Raw genomic sequence first — 24,243 nt, forward strand, 5'->3', positions numbered from 1 at the left:
ATAACGACTAACTTACGCCGCCAGAAAACTTCATGACCATTGCTTGGTTCGTGCGCTCAATTGCCTGAAATGCCGCTTTGAGCTGATGTTTTTCGATTGACGACAAACTAGACACCGACACGCGGTTGTCCGTTACTTTATTTTCCAGTTGATGACGCCAACGTAATCGATTTAAGAAAAGCCAGATATCGCGAAGATTTGTCGCGTCCCGTGGTGACAACTGAGAGTTGGAGGAAAGTGCAGCTAAACGGGCAAGCGTGTTGGGAAGTGTAACTTCATCAGCTAATGCGTATATACGGGCAATGTTATTGATCATCGCGACGGCCCGTGTTTTTAAATCAATGACATCTTTTTCTTTTCGGCCTTTCTCATAAACAAACTTTTGAAACATAGATAGCGGAACTGAAATGTCGTTGCTACTTCTAGAGAGAGCCGCTAGAAACAAGTCCTGCTGCATTAAAGGCGCTCTTTTGCGCTGTAGCTGCTTGAATAAGCTGATGTCTCCTGCCGCACAACGAACATCAAGAAAAATATTAAAATGCAAAATAGCGTCTTTTGTCGGCGCCTGAACCCACCGCTTTGCTTCCTCAATCGCCTCATCTAGCGATAAGCGAAGCTTAGGGTTGCTGGCCATAATGTTGCCATCACAAAGCTTGATGCCGCACTTAGCTAATCCGTTACAAACATACTCAGCCATTTTCGCAAAATATTCAGATTGAGCTTTGTTAGGACGCGTGGCAAGAAGAAGCCCATTATCCTGATCTGAACCCATGGTTTGATCTTCTCTGGCCTGCGAACCATAAACTAACCACGCAAACATCATTGGCGCTTTACCATTGGCCTGCTGAAAAAAGCCAATTAGCTTTCTTGTCATGATATCTGTGGCCTGAGACAAAATTTTACCTGCAATGTCATAGTCTCCCGCTCTCTTGGCATGTGCAGCAAAGTAATGTGGTAGCTGCCAAGATAATCGCGTGAGCTCATACAAGTTTTCGGCTTTACTGAGCTCTCCAATGATAAAAAGTACATTTCCTCTTTGATGACGAATAACATCGCTAGCTGTCACCATGCCTAAAGGCGTCAGTGTCTGATGGTCGATGACAGGCAGATGATGAATGTTTCTTTCTGTCATAAGCGCGAGTGCATCGAAAAGCGTACTGTTCCCCATTATTTGGGCTGGATTTGACGTCATTATTTGGCTTACTGGAAGATGAGTATCAAGCGAAGCCGCAACAACTCTAGACCGCAAATCTCGGTCAGTAATAATTCCGATAAGTTTGCCATCACGAGTAACTAGCAGTGACGACACCTTTTGGCTTGTCATAAGCTGTGCCGCTCCTGTTATCGATGTTTCTGCATCAACCGACACTGGTGCTTTACTGATGACTTCAGTAAGCCCTTTATAAAGCCACATAGAGTTACTATCAGAAATAGCGTGGTTTTGAAGCGCATTATTATTTAGCCCTTCAAAGAAATTTCGAAAAGCAGGCAACTCGAACAGTGATGTTATTGCAGACGTTTCGAAGCAATAAACTAACCCAGGCCTATCAACACTGATATTCAAAGGAAAAATGCGTTTTTCAATAATACTGGCATAACCAAAATAATCACCTTCACTTAAGTGACGCAAAGGCGCCTCTGAATCTTGAACAGAGAACTGCCCACTTTGAATCAAAAAAAGTGAAGCTTTGCCTTCTTTCAAGTCGCCAACATTATCTGCGGTCAAATACACCAATTGAGTATGTTTAATTAGCTGTAACTTCTGTTCCCTATCCAGCACGTCGAAAGGCGCAGAAGTATCAAGAAAATCTTCTACTTGTTTAGCCATCGCAGTCATAAGAGCCGTCCAGTGTTATAAAACAAAAAACCAACCTACTCACCTTCGCCAGTAGATTGGTTTTATCTTGCTAAAGCCTATCTTAAGGCAACATTAGTTTAGTGTACTGATGCTTCACCCGCTCCCTTAGGATAACGAATGCTTTCAACTAACTCTTGAATTTCTTCAGGCGCTTCATCGGTTGCTTTAAACACTATGAATGCCACAATGAAATTCACCATCATACCCAAAGTACCGATACCTTCAGGTGAAATACCGAACCACCAGTTATCAGGCGTATTGGCTGCTGGGTTTACGAATTTGAAGTAAATGATGTAAGCCGCCGTAAACGCAATGCCTGAAATCATCCCTGCTATGGCTCCTTTATCATTCATACGCTTGCTAAAGATGCCCATGATAATGGCCGGGAAGAAACTCGATGCTGCTAAGCCGAAGGCAAATGCCACCACCTGTGCCACAAAGCCTGGCGGATTAATGCCAAAGTAACCTGCGATAACAATAGCCACGCCTGCTGCTAATCGGGCATACATCAGCTCAGCCTTATCAGTAATATTTGGCATAAAGTTTCGTTTCAACAAGTCGTGGGAAACACTGGTTGAAATTACCAACAGCAAGCCCGCTGACGTTGAGAGCGCTGCCGCCACACCACCAGCTGCGACCAGAGCAATAACCCATGCTGGTAGGTTCGCAATTTCTGGGTTCGCCAGAACCATAATATCGCGGTCTACTTTCATTTCATTACGCTCATCACCTGAGTAAAACATCTTGCCATCGCCATTTTTGTCTTCAAATGCGATAAGGCCCGTCTGCTCCCAATTCTTTATCCATGATGGCGCTTCTTCGTAGCTTGTTCCCGTCATTTCAGGGCCATTGATAGTTTCAATCATATTCACGCGAGCAAATGCGGCTAGTGATGGTGCGGTGGTATACAAAATTGCAATAAACGCCAGTGCGTAACCTGCTGATTTACGCGCATCGTGAACCTTTGGCACAGTAAAGAAGCGCACAATTACGTGTGGAAGACCGGCAGTACCTACCATCAGTGCGAAGGTAATAAAGAATACGTCAATGGTACTTTTTGTCCCAGATGTGTATTCATTAAACCCGAGTTCGACTGACAAATTATCGAGTTTCTGCAGCATATGTACCCCCGAACCATCAGCCAGTGTGGCACCAAAGCCCGTTTGAGGAAGGATATGCCCTGTTACCATCATAGAGATAAACACGGCAGGAACGATATACGCAAAAATCATTACGCAGTACTGAGCTACCTGTGTATAGGTAATGCCTTTCATACCGCCAAGTACCGTGTAGAAGAACACAATAACCATACCGATGACTACGCCCGATACAATGTCAACTTCTAAGAATCGACTAAATACAACACCTACGCCACGCATTTGGCCTGCTACGTAAGTGAAACACACAAAGATTGCGCAGAAAACGGCCACGGTACGTGCGGTTTGTGAGTAATAACGATCGCCAATGAAATCAGGCACCGTAAATTTGCCGAACTTACGTAAGTACGGCGCTAAACAAAGTGCAAGCAGAACATAACCGCCGGTCCATCCCATAAGGTAAACGGCGCCGTCGTAGCCCATAAATGAAATAAGGCCAGCCATAGAGATGAACGATGCTGCCGACATCCAATCTGCCGCTGTTGCCATGCCGTTCATAACCGGAGGCACTCCGCCACCAGCTACATAAAAATCGTTTGTAGACCCAGCGCGGGCCCAAATTGCGATTGCGATATAAAGCGCAAATGAAGCGCCAACAATAATAAATGTTAAAGTTTGAACGTCCATGATTTACTCCTCATCTACGCCGTAGCGTTTATCCATGGCGTTCATCTTTGCCATATACACAAAGATCAATGCGACGAACACATAAATTGCACCTTGTTGCGCAAACCAGAAGCCTAATTTAAAGCCAAAAAATTGGATTTCATTTAAGATATCGACAAAAATGATGCCGGCACCAAATGATACGGCAAACCAAATGACTAAAAGCTTGGCAAGGAGAGCGAGGTTCTCCTTCCAATAGGCTTTTTTGTCCTCTTCGTTTCTAAATGCCATTGTTCTACCCTCATGTCAGGTTAATTGATTGTTATGATTTTACATTTTCCTAACGCCCGGCTTAGTAAACGTTATTGCTACAACATTGATGATTAAAGAACGGCAACCACAAGCAGCAAAGTCAAGCATTTAGGAGCTTGCCTATTACTCTAGACCTGCCTTTTGAAATTCAAAATGCGACCATGGTCGTAGGTAGACCATGGTCGAAATGGTTATAATAGCCTTCACATTGTTAAAACTTAGTTAAAAGGATTGTTATGGTTTTTGGTTGGGTAACATTGGCAGTACTTTACCTCTTCTTGCTGTTTTCACTGGCAAGTTGGGGGGAAAAGAACTCACCCACCGCTCGCGCCCTAACATCACACCCCGCCATTTATTCTTTGGCGTTAGCGATTTATTGTACCGCTTGGACATTTTTCGGCATGGTGGGCCAAGCAAGCAGAGACACATGGATTTATCTGCCGATTATGCTTGGGCCTATTATTGTTTACGTACTCGGATATAGGTTTATTTATAAGTTAACGCTGGTGAGTAAGAAGCAACATATCACCACGATTTCCGACTTCATCGCTTCCCGTTATGGAAAACGCCAAACTGTCGCACTAGTAGTAACGCTTATCGCTCTTTTGGCTACCATCCCTTATATTGCGCTGCAGTTAAAAGCAGTTGGCACTACGTTTCAGATACTTACGCAACAACCCAACAGTAACGGTATAGTTATCGCGGCGACGGGCTTTATTGCTGCTTTTGCCATGTATTTCGGCACACGCCAAACAGATGTTACCGAATATAGACGGGGCTTGATGTTGGCAATCGCCTTCGAATCGACCATCAAACTACTGGCACTCGTGCTTGTGGCGATCGTTGGTTACAGTGTCTGGAAACACTCTCACTCTGGTCCATTTTTTGAAAGTTTTACTAACGAAGTGGCCCTGGCCCAGTTCGGTTCGTTTACCTTTATCGCCCAAACTATCATGGCGGCAGCAGCCATTGTGTGCCTACCTAGACAATTCCACGTGGCCATTATTGATAACCTTAGTCTTGGCCACCTGCGCACTGCGCGCTGGCTATTCCCTTTGTACCTTACGATTATCTCTGCCGTTATTCCCGTTATCGCCATTGCGGGTAAAGCTATTTTTGAAGGAGCAAACGTAGAGCCAGATTCTTACGTTCTTTCATTGGCTGTATTTTCAGAGTCGGTTCTTCTTCAGGTTATTGTGTTTGTAGGAGGCCTTTCCGCTGCTACCGCGATGATCATTGTAGCAACGCTTACACTGAGTACTATGCTTACTAACGACGTTATCTTGCCCCGCATACTTGCCTTTACGGGTAACACCGATGACAAACAAGACGTATCAAGCAAAATCAGGCTCATTCGACGCCTGGTTATAGCATTTATTTTACTGATGGCATTTTTATATCATCAGCAAATGACCAGCAGCCGCTCCCTTCACTCCATTGGTCTTATTGCTTTTTCACTTGTTATTCAGCTAATGCCCGCGATTGTTGGTGGGCTTTACTGGAAACGCGCACACGCACACGGTGTTTACGCTGGGCTTATGGTGGGCTTAGTTATATGGGTACTTTGGCTCGTACTTCCTATTGTCAGCGAGCAAGTGTCGCAAATGGAGCAAAACGAGTTAATCAGCCAAGGAGCAATGATAAGTCTAGCTGTGAATAGTTTTGTGTACGTTCTCTTTTCACATTTTGCGCCACAGCGTCTTATAGACCGTATTCAGGCTGAAGCTTTTGTTTCACCTGCCGTATCAAGCAATAACACCGTTAAGGCCCAGGCAACCAATGTTACCGTTTCAGACCTTACCACTCTGCTTTCTACTTTCATGGGTTCGGGTCGCTGCGACCAATTACTTGACCAATATCAACAGCTGAATAACTGCCAATTGGGTCAGGATGAAACGCCTACCGAGTCGTTTTTATCGTTTTGCGAGCGAGCATTAGGTGGGGTTATAGGCGCTTCAAGCGCCAAAGTGCTGTTAGATAGTGCATTGCGCGGCAAAAAGATGGACTTCACCGAAGTGATCAATTTTTTTGACGACACAACGCAAGCTATGCAATTCAATATGACTGCGCTACTCACATCGCTTGAGAATATGGACCAAGGTATTAGCGTAGTAGACAAACACTTGAATTTAGTTGCGTGGAATAAGCGCTACGCAAATTTGTACCCCTATCCAGATAACCTGCTGGCTGTGGGTACGCCTATTGAGAAGCTCATTCGCTACAATGCTTCTCAGGGAGAGTTTGGTACCGACAATGTCAATGCAGAGGTGGAAAAGCGACTGGCTCATTTGCGCTCAGGTATGCCGCATCGTTTTACTCGTCAGCGCAAAGACGGACGAGTTATTGAAATGGTAGGTAATCCGTTGCCAGGTGGCGGTTTCGTAACAAGCTTCAACGACATCACAGGCCACGTAGAAATACAACAAGCATTAGAAGAGTCAAACATAGACCTTGAGGCACGCATTAAGAAGCGCACAGAGGAAGTGCATTCCATTAATGCAGAGCTTCGACTTGAAATAGAAAGACGGTCTGAAGCGGAAAAGGAACTAATAAGGGCAAGAAAAGCTGCCGAAGACGCCAACGCGAGTAAAACCCGATTTTTAGCACTAGCAAGTCACGATGTTTTGCAGCCATTGAACGCCGCTAAACTTTACGTGAGCGCGCTTGAAGAGCAAGACATCTCAGAGTCAGCTTTGGCTATCATTCAAAAGCTTAGCCATAGCGTATCATCAAGCGAAACACTAATTGGCACCTTGCTGGATATCGCCCGGCTAGATCAAGGGGAAATGAAGCCAGATCTTGAAGCCATTGATGTAAGAGCGCTGCTTTCCCCTTTGGTTGACGAGATGGCCATGCGCGCACGCGAAAAAGGCCTTGGATTTAAAGCCATTATTCGCCCATGCTGGGTAAAAGCTGACAAAACCTACCTGTACAGAATAACCCAAAACCTGCTTTCAAATGCCGTTAAATATACAGAAAGCGGACGTGTTCTTTTCGTAGTAAAAACAATTAAAGACACGGTTTATTTTAAAGTTATCGACACAGGCATTGGCATATCGACCGATAAAAAAGACAGTATTTTTGGCGACTTTTTCCGTGCAAACGAAAGTAAAGAGCATGGATTAGGGCTAGGCCTGGGCGTTGTGCGTCGCTTAAGCCTACAGCTAAATAGCGACATTAAGGTGACGTCTAAAATAGGAGAAGGGAGCTGCTTTGCATTTTCATTGGCAAAGGCCGAGCCGAAACTAGTATCTAGCGTGGCACCCAAACCTCGCAGCACCACGTTTACAGGAATGGATGTGCTGTGTGTTGACGATCAACGTGAAAATTTAGATGCCATGCAAACCCTGCTACAGAAGTGGGGCGTTAACGTTGTGTTGGCGAATAACTGGGATGACGCACTCAAAGTGTGTGAAACCATTCAGCCTCAAATATTATTGATGGATTATCAGCTTAGTCACGACAGCGAAAAAAATGGGTTAGCGCTTATTGAAGAGATAAGGCACAGATTAAACATTGTTGTACCGGCGGCGCTAATAACTGCAACCCCAGACGAGAGTTTAGTTACACAGTGCAAAGCCCAAGGCGTGAACTTTTTAGCAAAACCGCTGAAACCGGCGAAATTACGCGCGCTATTACAAAGTATGACTCGTTACATAAGAGAAGCGAAAAACGTGTAGTGTCTACACGCTTCTCGCATCGTTTCCGTTCATAACAAGCTTAAATCAGCTCGTCGTGGGGTTTGCTTTCTTCAGTTTTTACCACTGGCTTTTCAACACTCGACTTCGCCACAACTTTACCCATGGCTCCCCACTTTTCTTTAGGGTTAAGTAGAACCGGACGGGTTAAGATTAAGTTATTCGGATACATCAGCGTCTCTCTCTCATCCGTAAGTAAACGCGTGCTAAAGGGCCCTACGTCGGCAATGACCCCTTCAATGTAGTTATCGCCGTCAAGTATACGAATATAATTCCCCCTACGATATGCCACGTTAGTCAGCAATATAAAGTAGGCGGTAATATTACTAATAAGCGACCAACTTGCGAAAAGTGCGACCCCCGTTACCGTGATAATGGAGGTGGAAAGTACCAACAGCCCTGAAAAGTCGATGCCCCATGCAAGTAACAATAAAGCTAACGACACCGTAGCAACAATAACGCGCGCAGCGAAAATCCCTTTAAGGGCACTATTTGATTTTAGCTTTGACTTTACGATGTTGGTTTCTAGTTTTGGCAGCAACTTGCGAGACATCGCCAAATAAATAAGTAAAACCAAACCACTGAACACGACATTTGACTGGTACTGAGTTAACCACGCCAAAACCCCATGCCACCACTCATTCATTTACCCTAATCCTTACATTCTTTTTGTTAAGCATTCCGACCCTTTACTCTATTTTTAGTTAAAAAAAGCCGACGCGCTCTAATGCTAACCTTAATAGAAAACAAGTTCATGCATTAAAAGCAATCGACACAACAAGAATTATTCGTAAGACACCCTATACCACTTCAATTAGTATGCGCGCAAAAATGACTTGTCTAATTTATATTCACGTTCTACGGTGGTGATAGACAAGTCGAAAACGACAAAACGATTCACAAACTACAGGTTTTTATAATGCGCATTGCAATTCTTTCCAGAAATCCTCGTCTTTACTCTACTTCACGCTTAGTCGAAGCTGGGCAGGCTCGCGGGCATCAGGTCGACGTTATCGATACCATGCACTGCTACATGGATATCACCAGTGCGCGACCGTCGGTTCGCTATAAAGGAAAGCGACTGCCCTACTACGATGCAGTTATTCCTCGCATTGGTGCGTCGGTTAGTTTTTACGGTACGTCGGTGGTTCGCCAATTTGAGATGATGGGTACTTACAGCCTTAATGAGTCGGTTGCTATTAGCCGATCTAGAGATAAGTTGCGCTCATTACAGCTTTTATCGCGCAAGGGCATTGGTATGCCTAGAACAGGTTTTGCACACCACCCAGACAAAATTGACGACGTGATTAAAACCGTTGGCGGCGCCCCAGTGGTTATTAAGCTACTTGAAGGCACGCAAGGCATTGGTGTAGTGCTTGCAGACACGCAAAAGGCTGCAGAGTCGATTATCGAAGCCTTTATGGGCCTTAACGCCAGTATTTTGGTGCAGGAATTTATTAAAGAAGCGGGCGGTGCAGATATTCGATGCTTCGTGGTTGGCGGAAAAGTGGTAGCAGCGATGAAACGTCAGGCTGCAGCTGGCGAATTTCGCTCTAACCTGCATCGAGGCGGTCAAGCAAGCTTAGTACGCTTGAGCCCAGCTGAACGTAAAACAGCGGTAGATGCAGCAAAAACTATGGGTCTAAACTGCTGTGGCGTAGACATTCTTCGCTCAAACAACGGCCCAGTTGTTATGGAAGTAAACTCATCACCTGGCCTAGAGGGCATTGAGAAAGCAACGAATAAAGATGTCGCCAGTATGATAATTGAATTCATTGAAAAAAGCGCGGAGCCGCACAAAACAAAAACCCGTGGAAAGGGCTAGCGGCCTAAGCACCGTTTAGGCATGGTGAATGTTTGAAGAGCAATTGGCTCTGGCAATAACGTGAATATAGGAAAACGTTAGTGGTAAATGATGTTTTAACAATTGGGGGGGAAGATATTGCCCCTGGCGAAACAAAAAAAATAGAGCTAGAAATGCCGCCGCTTTACACGGCTACCAACATGAGTATTCCCGTTTATGTTAAACGTGGAAAACGGCCAGGGCCAACCATGTTTGTTAGCGCTGCAATTCACGGCGATGAACTAAACGGAATCGAAATTGTTGGCCGCCTTATACGTTCAAAAGCAATTGAACGCATAAGGGGAACCCTTATCGCTGTGCCTATGGTAAATGTATATGGAGTACTAAACCAGTCTCGATATTTACCCGACAGACGCGATTTAAATCGCAGTTTTCCAGGAAGTAAGAAAGGCTCGCTTGCAGGTCGGTTGGCTAACTTGTTTTTCAAAGAAATAGTGAGCAAGTGCGACGTGGGTATTGATCTTCACACTGGCGCCATTCATCGTAGCAATTTGCCGCAAATTCGCGCAGACTTAGACGACCCACAAGTGTTAGAAATGGCAAAAGCGTTTGGAGTACCTGTATTGCTCAATGCCGATTTACGTGACGGCTCACTGCGCGAGTCAGCCAGTGAAAGCGGCGTTAGAATCTTGCTTTACGAAGCAGGCCAAGCATTGCGCTACGACGAATTTTCTATCCGCGCTGGTGTTCGAGGCATTATTAACACAATGCGTCATTTAGGTATGCTGAATAAAAGTCGTAGCAAAGGACATAGCATTGAGCGTTTCATTGCACGGCAAAGTGGCTGGGTTCGTGCGCCAGAAAGTGGGTTTGTTACTCACTTAGCGCAGCTGGGCGATCATGTTGAAAAGGGTGATACTTTGGCGATAATTGCAGATCCATTTGGCAATTATTTAGACAGTCTAGAAAGCCCTGCTGAAGGGGTGATAATTGGTAAACAGAACATTCCGTTAACGCAAGAAGGTGAAGCGGTTTATCACATTGCATACTTTTCAAAGCCTGATACTGTTGCAGAGCATGTTGAATTATTACAAGACAATTTATTGCCACCAGAACAGGGCCCTGTTCTATAAAATTGGTAGAAAAACTGATGAACAATAAAAAAATTGTTGGTGCGGTAGAACTGTGTGACTTACCTAAGCTTGCGATTACTGATTTAAACGTACGTGTGGATACCGGTGCCGCAACGTCTTCACTTCATGTTGATAATATTGAAGAGTTTGAGCAAGACGGAGAATTGTGGATTAAGTTTGATATTCACCCCGATATTCACAACGTTGAGCGAGTAGTGCGCAGAGAAGCCCGTGTCGAAGGGCAAAAACGGGTTAAAAGCTCCACCGCTACACGCGAGAAGCGCTATGTGATAATTACGCCTATAATTATGGACGGATACCAATGGGATATTCAACTAACCCTTACGGACCGATCTGAAATGACCTATCTCATGTTGCTTGGCAGAGAAGCGATGAGTGGTCAGTTTATTGTAGACCCCGAACATGATTTCTTGCTTACGGGAAAGGATTAGCATTTCAAGTTCGCCTTTGTGGTTAATAACTATTAAAGCCAAGGGCGACTTGCAGTAAGGCATGCGCCACATGCATGAAATGAAAAATATGGACGTTAAGAAAAAAGCCTTTAGCGTTGCTATTTTACTGTTTTGCTCTTTTACAATGAACAGTGCGTTTGGTCAGAAAGAGTATGAAAAAAAAGTAAGCGCTGACTTACCCCACACTGTTTTACGGTTGCCTAACATTCATCCTGGAAGAGATGCGGTCTACGCTTATGCTAAGCGCCTTCTTACAGAATCTTTACAGGTGACCGAAGCACAATACGGTACGTTTGAACTGATTGTCAGTGAACAAGAAACCGCTCAAGAGCGACAATTACGAAGCTTAGAACACAATATGTTGGACGTAACCTGGAGTGTTACGTCAACTGAACGTGAACGTCAGTTTTTCCCCATTAGAATTCCTATTATGGCTGGGCTTTTTGGTAAACGAGCGCTGCTAGTTAGAGAAGGAGATACGCGCCTTAAAGATGTTGCTTCATTGCAAGACTTACGAGCATTTAGAGCCGTGTTAGGTTACGACTGGCCTGATACCAAGATTTTTCGCGCCAACGACATTCCCGTACTAGAGACTACATATCGCGCTTCTTTTCGCATCGTATCTGAAGGTTTCGCTGATATGTTTCCACGAAGTGTCATGGAAATTAATGAGGAATTTTCTGACAAAATGCTATCACGTGGGTTAGCTATCGATAACAACCTTATCATTTCTTACCCAAGTCCCATCTTCTTTTTCGTAGGATCCGACAACCAAACGCTTGCCCATCGCATTTCAGAGGGTTTATTGATTTTATTTGAAACTGGGAAATTTCAAGAGCTACTGCTATCGAACAAAAATTTCACAGAAGGTTTAGCGCTTATAGATGGCAGAACAGTGATTGAAATTGAGAACCCACTTTTAAGTGAGCAAAGTCGCTTAGCATTAGAAAAGTTTCTGCCACAATTCGCCGCATCGATAGGGGCGCCGCCACAGCTGGTTACTGAACAGGTGGCTCCAACTCAAGTTGTGAAGCAATAAGTACTGCTTGAGTTCGATTATTGATTCCCAGCTTTTTAAATATAGCGGTAACGTGAGCTTTAACTGTTGCTTCTGCAATATCCAAGTTGAAACCAATCTGTTTATTGAGCAATCCGTCGCGCATGTAGCACAGCACTTTATATTGCGAGGGCGTAAGCGAAGCCACTTTATCAGCCAACTCAGAAAATGCTTCGTTAACCTCTTCGACATTCTCGCTAAGGTTTTCAGGTAGCCAAACATCCCCATCCAAAATGGCTTCGACGGCGTTTGCAATATCGTGAGCGCTGGCAGTTTTAGGAATGAACCCTAGTGCGCCTACACTGATAATTTTTGAGATAAGCGTTGTGTCTTCTGTACCGGAAACCACAGCAACGGGAAGTTCGGGAAAGAGCTTTCGAATATGCAATAGACCAAACAAGTCATTGCTGCCGGGCATGTGTAAGTCTAACAACAACAAGTCGATATCTTCATTATTGAGAATATCGACTGTCGAATTAAGATCGCCCGCTTCTTTCAGTGTTAAAGCTGGCAAAGACAACGACAACGCGCCTCTTAGCGCATCGCGATACAACGGATGATCATCTGCGATCAAAAGGGTTATCATTGTCTTTATCCTTAAGCGTTTTGCATACTATTTGTTGAGTCGCTCCGCTATCAGTGTATCAACAACAGAAGGATCAGCCAACGTGGATGTGTCTCCTAATTGTTCATGCTCATTGGCAGCAATTTTACGCAAAATTCGACGCATGATTTTACCCGATCGTGTTTTAGGTAAACCGTGTGACCACTGGATCATATCGGGTGTTGCAATGGGGCTTAGTTCTTGACGAACCCAAGCTTTGAGCTCTTTAGTTAGCGTCTCATCGGCATTAACGCCTTCGTTAGGTGTTACGTAAACGTAGATGCCCTGCCCTTTAATATCGTGTGGGAAGCCAACAACGGCTGCCTCAGCCACTTTAGGATGAGCTACTAATGCACTTTCAATTTCAGCAGTACCCAAGCGATGACCTGATACGTTTAATACGTCATCTACACGGCCTGTAATCCAGTAAAAGCCATCTTCATCACAACGTGCGCCATCACCTGTAAAGTAAACTCCTTTATAGGCGCTGAAGTAGGTGTTGATAAAACGCTGGTGGTCGCCATACACCGTTCGCGCTTGGCTTGGCCAGCTGTCTTTAATTACTAAGTTACCTTCAGCGACACCCTGTAGCTCTTTTCCATCTGCATCAAACAATGCAGGCTGAATACCAAAGAAGGGGCGCGTGGCAGACCCAGGTTTTAATTCTGTTGCACCTGGCAATGGCAGGATCATGTGTCCGCCTGTCTCGGTTTGCCACCACGTATCTATTATGGGGCAACGGCCTTTACCAATAACGCGGTGGTACCACTCCCACGCTTCAGGGTTAATGGGCTCACCCACCGTTCCTAACAAGCGAAGCGACGATACATCACAACCTTCTGCAGGTACGTCACCATGAGCCATAAGCGCGCGAATTGCAGTAGGCGCTGTGTACAAGCTATTCACTTTATATTTTTCGACCACCTGCGCAATACGCTTAACATCTGGATAAGTAGGTACGCCTTCAAAGAACACTTGTGACGCGGCATTCACCATTGGGCCGTAGACCATGTAGCTATGGCCTGTAATCCAGCCCACGTCAGCGGTACACCAATAAATATCGTCTTCTTTATAATCGAAGGCGTACTTGAAGGTCATAGCTGAATATAAAAGATACCCGCCTGTGGTGTGTACCACCCCTTTTGGCGTGCCCGTAGAACCTGACGTATACAGAATAAACAAAGGGTCTTCCGCATTCATGACTTCCGGTTCACATTGTGCCGATACCCCCTCAACAGCGTCATGCCACCACACGTCGTGCTGATCGTTCCAATCCACATCACCTCCGGTAAGCTTGTGAACTAAAACGTGAGTAATTGATGGGCATGCATCGTTAGCCAGTGCTTTATCTACATTTGCTTTTAATGGAATGCTTCTGCCTGCACGGCGTCCTTCATCTGCAGTAATCACAACTTTTGCGTTGCTGTCGTTAATGCGATCGGCAATAGCATTTGGTGAGAATCCACCAAAAATCACTGAATGCACTGCTCCAATACGGGCACACGCTAGCATGGCATAGGCCGCTTCTGGGACCATAGGCATATAAATAGCTATGCGATCTCCCTTTGCTACTCCCATCTCTTTAAGCGCATTTGCTAATTTACACACCTCGTAATGCACTTCTTGATAGGTGATATCTTGACTGTCTTGTGGAGAATCGCCTTCCCAATGAAAGGCAACCTTGGTTGCGTTGTCGGCAAGATGACGGTCAATACAGTTATAGCTGGCGTTTAACTCGCCATCTTCAAACCACTTTATAGACACGTCGTTTTCACCGAACATGGTGTTTTTAATTTTGGTAGGCTTTTGATACCACTCAAGCATAGATGCATGCTCAGCCCAAAATGCATCAGGCTGTTCAACTGATTGCTTGTACATTGCGTCATACTGCGAGGCAGTAAGATGCGTAGATTGAAGAATGTTTTCGGGTACAGGATAGGTTTTGCTGGTGGTCATATACTTGCCTCCACTTTTAAAAGTGTAAATATTTTGTTGTATGTTTTAACACTCTAATCATCTACTCACAAAGCAAAATGAGACTTTGGTCTTAGCTTGTGTGCCTTGCGCCAATGGGGGAATAACGGAAACGATAAAAACAGACAAAAAAAGCGCACCTATCTTTTCTCACTAGGCACGCGCTTTTTTCCTATTTTCCGTTCGACCTAGAACTTAAAGACAACCCCTGCTCTACCTACTGACGCAGTGAAGCTTTCAAAGTCGACGCCATACTCAGTATCAAAGTGAGTGAACTGTGCGAAGGCCGTAAGACTACTCGTTATTTTGTAACCGTAGTTAATGTAGGCTGTAGTATTCTCATTTAGCTCAGTTAGCGAGAGTCGGCTGCGCTCGTCAGAGTCTACAGACGCATTCGCATAACCTACTTTAACATTGTGTTCAGGGCTTATGTTCCAACTAACAAATGTAAAGAAGCCGCTCTCACTGAAGCTTTCTCTGATCACACCGTCACTACTTAATCTTGCAGCAGGTGCCACACCTAACGCATTTTGATTGTTCAGTGCTTCGCCGGAATAATATTCAGCGCTAAAGCTTACATCACCAAAATTAAGTGTGGTGTAAACCTTCATTAGGTTGGCATCTTGATCTTCACCGCCGTTAAAGTTTGGCTCATCTTCAAAATTAAGTGTGGCAAAATGCCCTGCGAAACCCACAGTGTGCCCAGAGAATTTGTAATTTACGTCTAACGCAAAACCTGGCGTGCGACCCAGCTCGTTAGCGTTAATACCTCCGGCAGTGGCATTTCTTCCTTTACCTGTCAGTGCGCCAGTAATGGTAAATGCATCCACTTTGTAGGTTGCGCCCACTTCCATCGCTAAGAAGCCCGTGTTACCAGCTCGAAAGGCGTTGCCTATCCAGTTATAGCTTCCACTTGACTTAATACCCGCTGCGGTGCTCCACTTTTGCCCACCAAAAATCGTTAACTCGTCAGAGTAATCATAGTACAAGGTTGCTAAGCGTAATCTTGGCTCCTGCGCCTGAATCGCAGTTTGGTTAGTAAAGCCATCTTCACCATCGATAAAGTCGAACTCTAAAATACCGCGAATTTTTTCGTGTTTCATATTTAGTGAAAATCGCGATTGTGCGGCTTGAAAGGAAGTTGATTCAGATTCTAAAAAGTTGGTTTCCTGCGGCGTAGCTGGTGCACCGTTAAAAATATCGGTTCTAAGCGCATGTGTAGGTGCAACCTGACTATAAGCGCTGCCATAACTAGCCACTGCTTCATTTGATGTAATGACTTCTGGTTTGATCATGCCCTTAAAACTAAATTCAAAAGCATCTACAGGTGTGTTTACCAATACCAATGCGCACGACGCCGCTACTCGTTTTAACATGTGTTTCTCCCAATTATCTCAACAAAACAGCTTAAACTGTTTGAATTATTATTCAGTGGAACCCTAGAGGCACGAACGACTTCGTTTCACCTCAACCGCCAACCAAAATTTAACAATTTTTAAACATTATCAATTGTGGGTTAAAAATGAAAAAAATACTCGTGATATATCAGTTGGTGCGACCAAAGTCTTATGATCTAACGGAATACTTAACCGACTTATTACACTTTAGCAGTATTGATTTCTTTAAGGTGTCATGTTGAACGCGTTCATTAAGCGAAAGAAATGACTAAAAGTGGAGCTGCGAAAAAAAGCCCGCCGATGTACGCAAGTCCATATACTTTGTGTTCACTTACTTTAACGGAGAGCTTATAGGAATACGTTAAGGGAATGTTCCTTAACAATGGAATACCGTAGATGACTGACACGCCCAACACGTTGTACAGCAGGTGAACCAACGCAATTTGCAACGCAACGTCACTATTCACACCTACTACACCAAAGGCAGCGATGAGTGCAGTAATGCACGTGCCTATATTGGCACCTAGTGTGAAAGGATACACGTCGCGTGCATTTAAAACCCCACTTCCTACAAGTGGCACCATTAATGATGTTGTAGTAGAAGAGGATTGCACGAGTACCGTCATTATCGCCCCTGACGTTATGCCTGAAAGAGGCCCTTTCCCAATACTTTTGTGAAGCAACGCCTTCGCATTTCCTACCATCAACGTCTTCATAATTTTACCCATGTAAGTAATCGACACGATGATTAGTGCAATACCTATAATTACTTTCGCTATACCAGGGTAAATAGATGGAAGAAACTGAAGCGACTGTGTAGCAAAGTCTGTTACTGGTTGAGTTACCGCTTTGATTGGATTAACGCCATTTAGACCAATGGCGTCGCCAGTATGCAGTAAAGCAACCATATGCCCACTCAGGTGTTCCAAAATGCCAAACGCAATTTCCAGTGGAAGAAAAATAAGAACCGATAAAACGTTGAAAAAGTCGTGTATCGTAGCTGCATTAAATGCCCGTTGAAACTCATCTTTTTGGGTTACATGACCTAAGCTTACCAAGGTGTTTGTAATGCTAGTGCCAATATTTGCACCCATCATCATAGGAATCGCAATTGTGATTGGCAATCCACCTGCGACCATGCCTACAATAATTGACGTTACAGTACTCGATGATTGAATTAATGCGGTGCAAACCATACCGATGATGAGCCCCATGATAGGGTTTGAGGCAAAACTAAAGAGGGTTTTGGCATGCTCGCCAGTTGCAAATTTGAAGCCGCTGCCAATCAGACTGACAGCAAGTAACATCACATAAACTAACAACGCCAAAAGTAGCCATCTGCGCCAGTTATGAGGTTTTTCAAAGACGCTATTTTGAGCCAGTTGAGGGTCGATTATTGACATAATACGCACAGCTTCATACTTGAAAAATTTATCATATGACGTGCGTATTACACTAAAATGACGAGAAGTGCGTTAACACGCCCCGTCATATTATTAAGAACATAAGGCTTAAAAGCCCAACGGGTACTGCCTCAGCACTTCATGAATGTCGTTTAAAACCTCACTTGAAAGCGAGATATCAAACGCCTCAATGTTTTCTTTGAGTTGCGGCATAGTTGTAGCACCAATGATAGTTGATGTAACGCCAGGCACCTGCTTACACCATGCTAAAGCAAGCTGTGAAGGAGTAATTCCTGCTTTTTCAGCTATTTTCACATATTCGGCCGTTGCTGCCTGCGCGGGCGCTTTATCTCTAAACAGCCCCATTCGCTGTGCTAAGGTCCAACGACTGCCCTCTGGTCGAGCACCATTTTGATACTTACCGCTTAGCATGCCTGTGGCTAATGGCGACCAAGGTAAATAAGCAATGTTCTCTAACTGGCACATCTCTATTAAATAGGGCCAATCTTTCGCGTGAAGTAAACTAAATTCATTTTGAATAGAAACAGGTTGCGGCATGCCGAGTTCTTCACAAAGCATAAGAAATGTATGAATTCCCCAAGGGGTATCATCAGACAGCCCCCAGTGCCTTATTTTACCTTCATCTAACGCACGCTTTATTCCCGCCAGAATATCGCGCATGCCGTCTATTTCTTTTTCGCGGTTAGTTTTAGTTGGGTCAGCACCGTCAGGCCAATGTTTACCAAAATGTGGCGTTACCCTGTTCGGCCAATGAAGCTGATAAACGTCGATATAATCTGTTTTTAGACGCTCAAGAGAGTACGTAAGGGCGTTGTCGATTGCACCAGAGGTAATAGGTCCTGCGTTGCGGATGTACTTTAAGCCGCTTCCTGCGATTTTAGTCATTAAGATGATGTCAGAGCGCTTTGACTCATTGCGAGATATCCAATTGCCAATGATGCGCTCTGTATCGCCATATGTATCGACATTCGGAGGTACGGGGTACATTTCTGCCGTATCAACAAAGTTTACTCCTTGGTCGAGAGCATACGTCATCTGTTCATCTGCATCTTGCTGGGTATTTTGAATACCCCATGTCATTGTGCCTAAACACACGTCAGACACGTGTAAATCGCTATTTCCTAAGCGGTTAAACTTCATGTTTGCTTCTACCTTGTTAATGCAATAAATGCAGTATGAGTGACCTCTTAAGAAAAGAAAGTGCTTCTCGATAGTTGTAAGGCTTTCTTTTTGATCAACTCTTTTTCTGCACTGGCCAGCCACGCTTTTCTATCTGAATTCGACTCAACCATTTTAATCGCTAGTTTTACGAGTGATTTAAGCTCTGCCTCACATCATAGCGCATCCATCGTTTTATGCTGAAATTTACTGCGAATACAGAAAGCGCGAAGTTGCCAAATGCTTGTTGAATTGTCGCAACACTCTTGTTCAAGCTCATCATTAATGCGACTGATGCGAGTGCAGCAAAAGATAAATTAACAGTACGTTGTGAATGCGCCAATTGGATTATTGATACTTTTCTCACCCAATCAATGACCCAACAACGCCTCTCTGTGACACGGCTTTTTAGCCATAGCGAGAAGCCGTTTATTCATGGCATCTAGTAGGAACCTTCAACAACGGAAGTTTTCGTTACTTCTTGTTCATCGAAAAGACGGAGAAATTAATGCGGTTCGCCTTTTTACTACTAAAAACATTAATAGCCTGGCACATAAAAGCGCTGAGCGACAGGCTAAGGTTTGTTCTTACAATTGAACTCCTACATGCAAATTAATACGAGGTTTAGGGAGCTTTACTTCAACGCAAATCTGATCGCCATAGTAGTTGTCTGCGTAGTTGCATCGCGTTTGTGTATAGTCTTTGCTTGATGCGGATGTATATTGGCTTTTCGCTAGTGTTAGCCTTTTTAGTAGTGCGCTCATTTAGCTCTCCTTTTACGTTGAAAGCATTATCAATGATTACTAAAAGCTATTAAAACGAGATATAACGATTCAAATGATTGGCTAATTAGATTATGAGAAGTTAACGCAAAGGCGCCGTTTACGGTAGAACTGAATAAACAGCGCCATCACATACATTGTTGACTATCCCTTTACTTAAGCCAAGGCCCCGTTATTGCCAAGGTTTTTGTGGGAGAGTAAATATTAACGAACAGTGTATTGCCGTCGGGAGAGAAACACGCGCCAGCAAGTTCGGTTTGAGCGTGTAACTTAGCAAAGTTATATACTTCGCCAGCAGGCGTTATGCCTCGCAGATGGTTATCGACAATGTCGGTATACTGGTCTTCACATATCAATAAGTGTCCGTTTGGACACACTGTTAAATTGTCACCAAAGTTATATAGATTTTTGTCTTCGCTTTCCAGAAACAGCTGAAGTTTATCATGCTTACCATCACTAGACGGCACAAGCTTCATTATCTGGCCTAGCTGCCTTTGACCGCCATTGGTACAGCAAAAGTAGAGCTCTTTCGCGCCCCAATGAATACCCTCACCGCGTGCAAATACAGCTGCGCCTTTTTCATAGCCTTGAACACGCAGATCATCGCTAGGGCTTTCTGGATTTTCTAAAGCAATCCATTCAACATCGAACCACGTTGACAGCGGCATGGCTTGAGAATTCCAATTTCTCGTATCAAATTTAGGCTGCCCTTTTATCACTAAAGCCTCTAATTGACCGCCGGCAGCAAGATTTCCGAACTCTTTGGGTACAAAGCGATAGAGTAAGCTGTCGCCTCTATCTTCGGTTAAATAAACAATACCAGTTTTAGGGTCGACACACGCAGCTTCATGGTTAAAGCGCCCCATAGCTTTTAATGGTTTAGCCTGTATTAAGGTGTTGGCATTTGCAGGTACTTCAAAAATATAGCCATGCTCTTTATTTACCACATCACCATTTGGGCCATCAGGACGGTCTACTGACTCTTCACAGGTAAGCCATGTTCCCCATGGCGTAACACCGCCTGAGCAGTTCCTTACAGTGCCTGATAAGCTAACAAACTCACGCTCTACTTCTTGTGTAGTCAGGTTATACACCAAACTCGTGGTGCCTCCAGGTAACGCTACGCCGTTATTGTAAGTGTCGTAGGCAAGATCGCTTTTGTGGTTTTGAATAGAGTGAGGCTGCGCGCCGATGTGTGTAGTATGTAGTTCATGATTGCGAACAAGGGCAACTTTGTTACTGCTGTCTTCTATGGGCAGACAACCCATGCCGTCTGCTCTGTCAGGTACATGCAGCCCATCAGACATTGCATTGCCTAGGCCTGATATAATCTTATAGCTAAAGCCTTGTGGTAAGTCGAGTAGCTTCGCGGGGTCTGACACTAGACCGCCGTACCCTTGCGATATTGGCATAGACGCCGTATTCAACTTCTTTCCGAAAGCACTGGTAGCCAGACCACCAAATGCCAGAGAACCCACTATAAACTGACGACGTGTAATCATGAAAATCTCGTAGTGCGCGATATTAAAGGTTAGCCTTGTAGTATTGTTATAATATAACAGCATGGGCTAAGCATACAGGCAAAATGTGCAATGCTTAAAAAATGTAACAAACTAGAAAGCATTAAAAGCGTAGCTTTCTTAATCGCAGACTTTTAAACAGTGCTTTTACTGCCTAACGGAAGTTTGCAATTTTGCTGGGCACCCACCCAATGCTCCTCTGGTTGGGGCTTTGCAAAATAGTAACCTTGGAATTTGTTACACCCTCTACTCACAAGATAATCTAGCTGTGCCCCATTTTCTACACCTTCAGCGATGCACGAAACCTTCAGTGCTTTAGCCATCTCAATTATGGCATCAACAATTTGCCCTGCCTTTCTGTCAAAATTCTTGCCTATATCGTCAACGAAGTACTTGTCTATCTTTAGCTCGCTAATGGGAAGAACCTTGAGATACGCCAGGCTTGAATATCCCGTCCCAAAATCATCGATAGAAAAGCGAAACCCGTATTCTGCAAGCTCTAACATGGTTTGCTTAACCAACTCAATATCGACAACCAGCGCGGTTTCTGTCAGCTCTAGCATCAGCATGCGAGGTGGGACATTGAATTGCTGAACACGGGTAAGTAACAGTTTGACGAATTCAGGCATCATTATTTGTCGCGCGCTGATATTGATTGCTATCGTGGTATCCACGCCGTTTTCAATAAAGTTACTGAGAATGCGCAGTGACTTTTGCAAAACGATGTCACCGATTTCACAAATAGCACTGCTTTCTTCAGCAATAGGAATAAACTCACCGGGGCTTACGTGACCTAACTCTTCAGAGTGCCATCGAACCAAGGCTTCAAAAGAGGAAATTTCACCATCTTGGTTCACTTGAGGTTGAAGCACAACCGACAGCTCATCAAACTCAATTGCATGTTTAAGTTTAGATTTAATCTCAAGGTAACGGTCGAACTCATGAAGGGCGTCTTCCGATATACAACACAAACCAAAAGGCGCAGATCGTTTTGCTTTTTTAACCGCTTGCTCAATAATATTGATAATTGACTCGAAGCTTTGACCTTCAGGACTAAATGTAGCACTCCCAAGGCTTGCAGTAAGTGACCACTTAACGGAATCTATATACACATCGAAGTGCCTAGGGTTAAGTAGCGCGCTTTCTACTAACCCTCTATCAAACTTATGCAACGCATCTTTTTTATAAGTTTTATTTGATAAAACCACAAAGCTGTCGCCACCATATTTAAAAATCTCATAATCGTGCCCAATAACTGACTGAAGATTTTCAGCAATCTTCCTTATTGCAAAGTTTCCATTCCCGAAACCAAAGCGTGCATTCAGCTGAGCCATATTATCGATATCTAAAAGTAAGATATGCAAATACTCTTGATTCATTGACGCTCGCAACATGAGGTCTTTAAAGCGCTGGTGAAACCACTGCTGATTGCGAAGGTGAGTTACAGCGTCTGTAAACGCAAGGTTGTAAATGGTGTCCTGCGCTTCTATGCGTTCGCTGATATCCCTAATGACGCCTATAAAGCCTTTCTCTCCCAAGTCACTTGTCTCTGAAAGTGATAACTCCATTTGGAAAACATCACCATTTTTTCGTTTTGCTGGGAGCTGACGGCCGACACCGATAATCTTACCAACACCAGTTTCGAGGTAATTACGCATATAACGGCGGTGGCTAGCAGCATATGGCTCAGGCATAAGTACTTCTACAGGCTGTAACAATAACTCATTGCGCTCATAACCAAACATATCCAGAGCCACATCGTTACAGTGAGTAATAAACCCTTTTGTATTAATACTAAATACGGCGTCGTTTATGTTATTTAGAATGTTTTGAATTTTTTTTGCGCGTTCTTCACTAAGAATAACTGCGTTTTTATACTCGGTAATATCGTCGAACGCACCAAAAATACGCTTTACCGTTCCATCTTGATGTAGCTCAGCTCTACCCGATGCACTTACCCAACGTTTAGCGTTACTCGCATCAATAATCTGGCATTCAATGTTATAGGGTTGATGCTTATCAAGCAGATTTTCAAAGGCAGTTTTTAAAGAGGAAGCGTATTCGGGAGTGTAAAAAGAAATCGCGTTATCTAAGTTCACGTCGCTTCCTACTGGCAAACCGTGAATGCGGTAAACCTCATCAGACCAAATTAACTTTTCGACCTGAGGGTAATATTCCCACCACCCTGTATGTGACATTTGGCTTATCTCGCCAATAAGCGACATATTTTGTGCAGTTTTCTTTGCAAAAAAGTCTTTTTGAAGCTGAGTAGATAATAGTTTTGCTTGAAGAGAAAAAACGTGTAGCCAATCACGTATATCGTGTTTAGGCTGTTTAAAAATAGCGACAAGAACCCCTATATCCTCATTTCTTTCATTAAGGATACAAGCGCCTAAGTAGCCCTCTGCATTGAGGGTTGAGAGTATTTGATCATCAGGAAAATGCTTATAAATTCCAGATTCATAGCCAGCGGCTCCGTTTATCAATACTTCTTCACACGGAGAACCTTCCTTAGCATAATTTATTGGCGCTAACGGCTTGTTGTTTTCTAAGCCTACAAGCACAGAGATGTCATTCGCTCTTTTCACACCAATAAATAAATAATCGGCATGGAGTAACTCGTTAAATGCCAACAAGTCAGCTTCATAGCTACTACGATTTTCAAAAATAATAGTACTGAACTCTGATTCACCTAATACTGTCTCGAATGACATAACTTCTCTCCACACATCATCTCGGCAGGAATTGTACAGCACCCCGTATTAGACAAAAGTATTAAAACAGAGTTTTTTGGTATTACAGAAACCGAATAATGCAGAAAGTCGCTAAAAAGGCCTATACAGCCTATTAAAGCATGAATATTCAGGCTGAGAGCTGATGACTGAGGTCTACCACGACCCTTTGACTCTAACCTTCAAGCCGATTTGTTGCAGATAACAAAGGGATTGAGTGTTGTGCTCTCTGAAACCTTCTGACATTTGGTTCGGTGCCAAAGCTCTCGTATTAAAGAAGGGATCGTATTACGGCGTGTTTCGCCCTTTTCCCTCAAGCTATTTGCTATACCGATTAAGGAAGGAGTGAAGCCCCATCAAAATCTTATCGCAGCAGGGACGCTGATTGATGCCGCCAAGGATGGCTTTATGGCGTGTTTTTTCCCCAGAAGCTTTCGTTTTACGCAGAGTAAGGGAGTGAGTGTATGCCCTCTGAAACCCTTTCCAAAAGGCATAAAAAAAGCGCACCTAAGTGCGCTTTTTTGGCTTGTGTTGCTAAGTCTAGATTAGTCTAG

At 44.0% G+C, this 24,243-nt stretch carries 17 protein-coding genes; 5 read left to right on the plus strand and 12 right to left on the minus strand.

Features of this window, described 5'->3' with window-relative positions; translation table 11 throughout:
* Positions 1 to 7 precede the first annotated feature (7 nt).
* The 3 genes from ACHUFN_RS19450 to ACHUFN_RS19460 form a co-directional block, all read right to left on the minus strand.
* Positions 8 to 1,837 (minus strand): DUF294 nucleotidyltransferase-like domain-containing protein, encoded by a 1,830-nt coding sequence (locus ACHUFN_RS19450; protein WP_394224394.1) that lies wholly within the window; start codon positions 1,835 to 1,837, stop codon positions 8 to 10.
* Between the two features lie 98 nt (positions 1,838 to 1,935).
* Positions 1,936 to 3,642 (minus strand): sodium:solute symporter family protein, encoded by a 1,707-nt coding sequence (locus tag ACHUFN_RS19455; RefSeq protein WP_394224395.1) that lies wholly within the window; start codon positions 3,640 to 3,642, stop codon positions 1,936 to 1,938.
* Between the two features lie 3 nt (positions 3,643 to 3,645).
* On the minus strand, positions 3,646 to 3,912 hold the full coding sequence (locus tag ACHUFN_RS19460; RefSeq protein WP_394224396.1) for a DUF4212 domain-containing protein: 267 nt from the start codon (positions 3,910 to 3,912) through the stop codon (positions 3,646 to 3,648).
* 257 nt (positions 3,913 to 4,169) lie between these two features.
* Between ACHUFN_RS19460 and ACHUFN_RS19465 the strand changes: the two genes are divergently transcribed.
* Complete coding sequence (locus tag ACHUFN_RS19465) at positions 4,170 to 7,613, plus strand: PAS domain-containing hybrid sensor histidine kinase/response regulator (RefSeq protein WP_394224397.1); 3,444 nt, start codon at positions 4,170 to 4,172, stop codon at positions 7,611 to 7,613.
* A gap of 40 nt (positions 7,614 to 7,653) precedes the next feature.
* Here the strand turns inward: ACHUFN_RS19465 and ACHUFN_RS19470 are convergent, their stop codons facing one another.
* Positions 7,654 to 8,277 carry a mechanosensitive ion channel domain-containing protein gene (locus tag ACHUFN_RS19470; RefSeq protein ID WP_394224398.1) on the minus strand — a complete coding sequence of 208 codons (624 nt, stop codon included), beginning with the start codon at positions 8,275 to 8,277 and terminating at the stop codon, positions 7,654 to 7,656.
* A gap of 273 nt (positions 8,278 to 8,550) precedes the next feature.
* Between ACHUFN_RS19470 and rimK the strand changes: the two genes are divergently transcribed.
* The 4 genes from rimK to ACHUFN_RS19490 all read left to right on the plus strand — a co-directional run bounded on the left by rimK (position 8,551) and on the right by ACHUFN_RS19490 (position 12,080).
* The gene (gene rimK / locus ACHUFN_RS19475) at positions 8,551 to 9,456 is read left to right on the plus strand and encodes a 30S ribosomal protein S6--L-glutamate ligase (protein WP_394224399.1); all 906 of its coding nucleotides are present in this window, start codon (positions 8,551 to 8,553) and stop codon (positions 9,454 to 9,456) included.
* 80 nt (positions 9,457 to 9,536) lie between these two features.
* Positions 9,537 to 10,568, plus strand: coding sequence for a succinylglutamate desuccinylase/aspartoacylase family protein (locus tag ACHUFN_RS19480; RefSeq protein WP_394224400.1), 1,032 nt, complete (start codon positions 9,537 to 9,539; stop codon positions 10,566 to 10,568).
* 17 nt (positions 10,569 to 10,585) lie between these two features.
* Entirely contained in the window at positions 10,586 to 11,020 is a 435-nt protein-coding gene (locus ACHUFN_RS19485; RefSeq protein WP_394224401.1) for an ATP-dependent zinc protease family protein, read from the plus strand.
* Between the two features lie 70 nt (positions 11,021 to 11,090).
* The gene (locus tag ACHUFN_RS19490; RefSeq protein ID WP_394224402.1) at positions 11,091 to 12,080 is read left to right on the plus strand and encodes a type 2 periplasmic-binding domain-containing protein; all 990 of its coding nucleotides are present in this window, start codon (positions 11,091 to 11,093) and stop codon (positions 12,078 to 12,080) included.
* On the opposite strand, the gene ACHUFN_RS19495 is transcribed toward ACHUFN_RS19490, so the two are convergent.
* The 8 genes from ACHUFN_RS19495 to ACHUFN_RS19530 form a co-directional block, all read right to left on the minus strand.
* Positions 12,040 to 12,684 carry a response regulator transcription factor gene (locus tag ACHUFN_RS19495; protein ID WP_394224403.1) on the minus strand — a complete coding sequence of 215 codons (645 nt, stop codon included), beginning with the start codon at positions 12,682 to 12,684 and terminating at the stop codon, positions 12,040 to 12,042. The two genes, ACHUFN_RS19490 and ACHUFN_RS19495, sit on opposite strands and share 41 nt — an antisense overlap.
* Positions 12,685 to 12,711: 27 nt before the next feature.
* The gene (gene acs / locus ACHUFN_RS19500) at positions 12,712 to 14,658 is read right to left on the minus strand and encodes an acetate--CoA ligase (RefSeq protein WP_394224404.1); all 1,947 of its coding nucleotides are present in this window, start codon (positions 14,656 to 14,658) and stop codon (positions 12,712 to 12,714) included.
* A gap of 206 nt (positions 14,659 to 14,864) precedes the next feature.
* A complete protein-coding gene (locus ACHUFN_RS19505; protein WP_394224405.1) occupies positions 14,865 to 16,052 on the minus strand; it encodes a hypothetical protein in 1,188 nt (395 codons plus the stop codon).
* A gap of 272 nt (positions 16,053 to 16,324) precedes the next feature.
* Positions 16,325 to 17,476 (minus strand): Na/Pi symporter, encoded by a 1,152-nt coding sequence (locus tag ACHUFN_RS19510; protein ID WP_394224406.1) that lies wholly within the window; start codon positions 17,474 to 17,476, stop codon positions 16,325 to 16,327.
* Positions 17,477 to 17,584: 108 nt separating this feature from the next.
* Positions 17,585 to 18,637: an aldo/keto reductase gene (locus ACHUFN_RS19515; RefSeq protein WP_394224407.1), complete on the minus strand. Its 1,053-nt coding sequence runs from the start codon at positions 18,635 to 18,637 to the stop codon at positions 17,585 to 17,587.
* A 605-nt stretch (positions 18,638 to 19,242) separates the two neighbouring features.
* Positions 19,243 to 19,419, minus strand: coding sequence for a hypothetical protein (locus ACHUFN_RS19520; protein WP_394224408.1), 177 nt, complete (start codon positions 19,417 to 19,419; stop codon positions 19,243 to 19,245).
* A gap of 170 nt (positions 19,420 to 19,589) precedes the next feature.
* Positions 19,590 to 20,939: an alkaline phosphatase PhoX gene (locus ACHUFN_RS19525; RefSeq protein WP_394224409.1), complete on the minus strand. Its 1,350-nt coding sequence runs from the start codon at positions 20,937 to 20,939 to the stop codon at positions 19,590 to 19,592.
* A gap of 152 nt (positions 20,940 to 21,091) precedes the next feature.
* Complete coding sequence (locus tag ACHUFN_RS19530; protein ID WP_394224410.1) at positions 21,092 to 23,671, minus strand: bifunctional diguanylate cyclase/phosphodiesterase; 2,580 nt, start codon at positions 23,669 to 23,671, stop codon at positions 21,092 to 21,094.
* Positions 23,672 to 24,243 lie beyond the last annotated feature (572 nt).

This window comes from Alteromonas gracilis, from assembly GCF_043642145.1.
Classification (GTDB): Bacteria; Pseudomonadota; Gammaproteobacteria; order Enterobacterales; family Alteromonadaceae; genus Alteromonas; species Alteromonas gracilis_B.

Excerpts from the sequence above, each read along its gene's own strand:
- ACHUFN_RS19450 (WP_394224394.1), bottom strand. The coding sequence starts at position 1,837 with ATGACTGCGATGGCTAAACAAGTAGAAGATTTTCTTGATACTTCTGCG.
- ACHUFN_RS19455 (WP_394224395.1), bottom strand. The coding sequence starts at position 3,642 with ATGGACGTTCAAACTTTAACATTTATTATTGTTGGCGCTTCATTTGCG.
- ACHUFN_RS19460 (WP_394224396.1), bottom strand. The coding sequence starts at position 3,912 with ATGGCATTTAGAAACGAAGAGGACAAAAAAGCCTATTGGAAGGAGAAC.
- ACHUFN_RS19465 (WP_394224397.1), top strand. The coding sequence starts at position 4,170 with ATGGTTTTTGGTTGGGTAACATTGGCAGTACTTTACCTCTTCTTGCTG.
- ACHUFN_RS19470 (WP_394224398.1), bottom strand. The coding sequence starts at position 8,277 with ATGAATGAGTGGTGGCATGGGGTTTTGGCGTGGTTAACTCAGTACCAG.
- rimK (WP_394224399.1), top strand. The coding sequence starts at position 8,551 with ATGCGCATTGCAATTCTTTCCAGAAATCCTCGTCTTTACTCTACTTCA.
- ACHUFN_RS19485 (WP_394224401.1), top strand. The coding sequence starts at position 10,586 with ATGAACAATAAAAAAATTGTTGGTGCGGTAGAACTGTGTGACTTACCT.
- ACHUFN_RS19490 (WP_394224402.1), top strand. The coding sequence starts at position 11,091 with ATGCATGAAATGAAAAATATGGACGTTAAGAAAAAAGCCTTTAGCGTT.
- ACHUFN_RS19495 (WP_394224403.1), bottom strand. The coding sequence starts at position 12,684 with ATGATAACCCTTTTGATCGCAGATGATCATCCGTTGTATCGCGATGCG.
- acs (WP_394224404.1), bottom strand. The coding sequence starts at position 14,658 with ATGACCACCAGCAAAACCTATCCTGTACCCGAAAACATTCTTCAATCT.
- ACHUFN_RS19505 (WP_394224405.1), bottom strand. The coding sequence starts at position 16,052 with ATGTTAAAACGAGTAGCGGCGTCGTGCGCATTGGTATTGGTAAACACA.
- ACHUFN_RS19510 (WP_394224406.1), bottom strand. The coding sequence starts at position 17,476 with ATGTCAATAATCGACCCTCAACTGGCTCAAAATAGCGTCTTTGAAAAA.
- ACHUFN_RS19515 (WP_394224407.1), bottom strand. The coding sequence starts at position 18,637 with ATGAAGTTTAACCGCTTAGGAAATAGCGATTTACACGTGTCTGACGTG.
- ACHUFN_RS19520 (WP_394224408.1), bottom strand. The coding sequence starts at position 19,419 with ATGAGCGCACTACTAAAAAGGCTAACACTAGCGAAAAGCCAATATACA.
- ACHUFN_RS19525 (WP_394224409.1), bottom strand. The coding sequence starts at position 20,939 with ATGATTACACGTCGTCAGTTTATAGTGGGTTCTCTGGCATTTGGTGGT.
- ACHUFN_RS19530 (WP_394224410.1), bottom strand. The coding sequence starts at position 23,671 with ATGTCATTCGAGACAGTATTAGGTGAATCAGAGTTCAGTACTATTATT.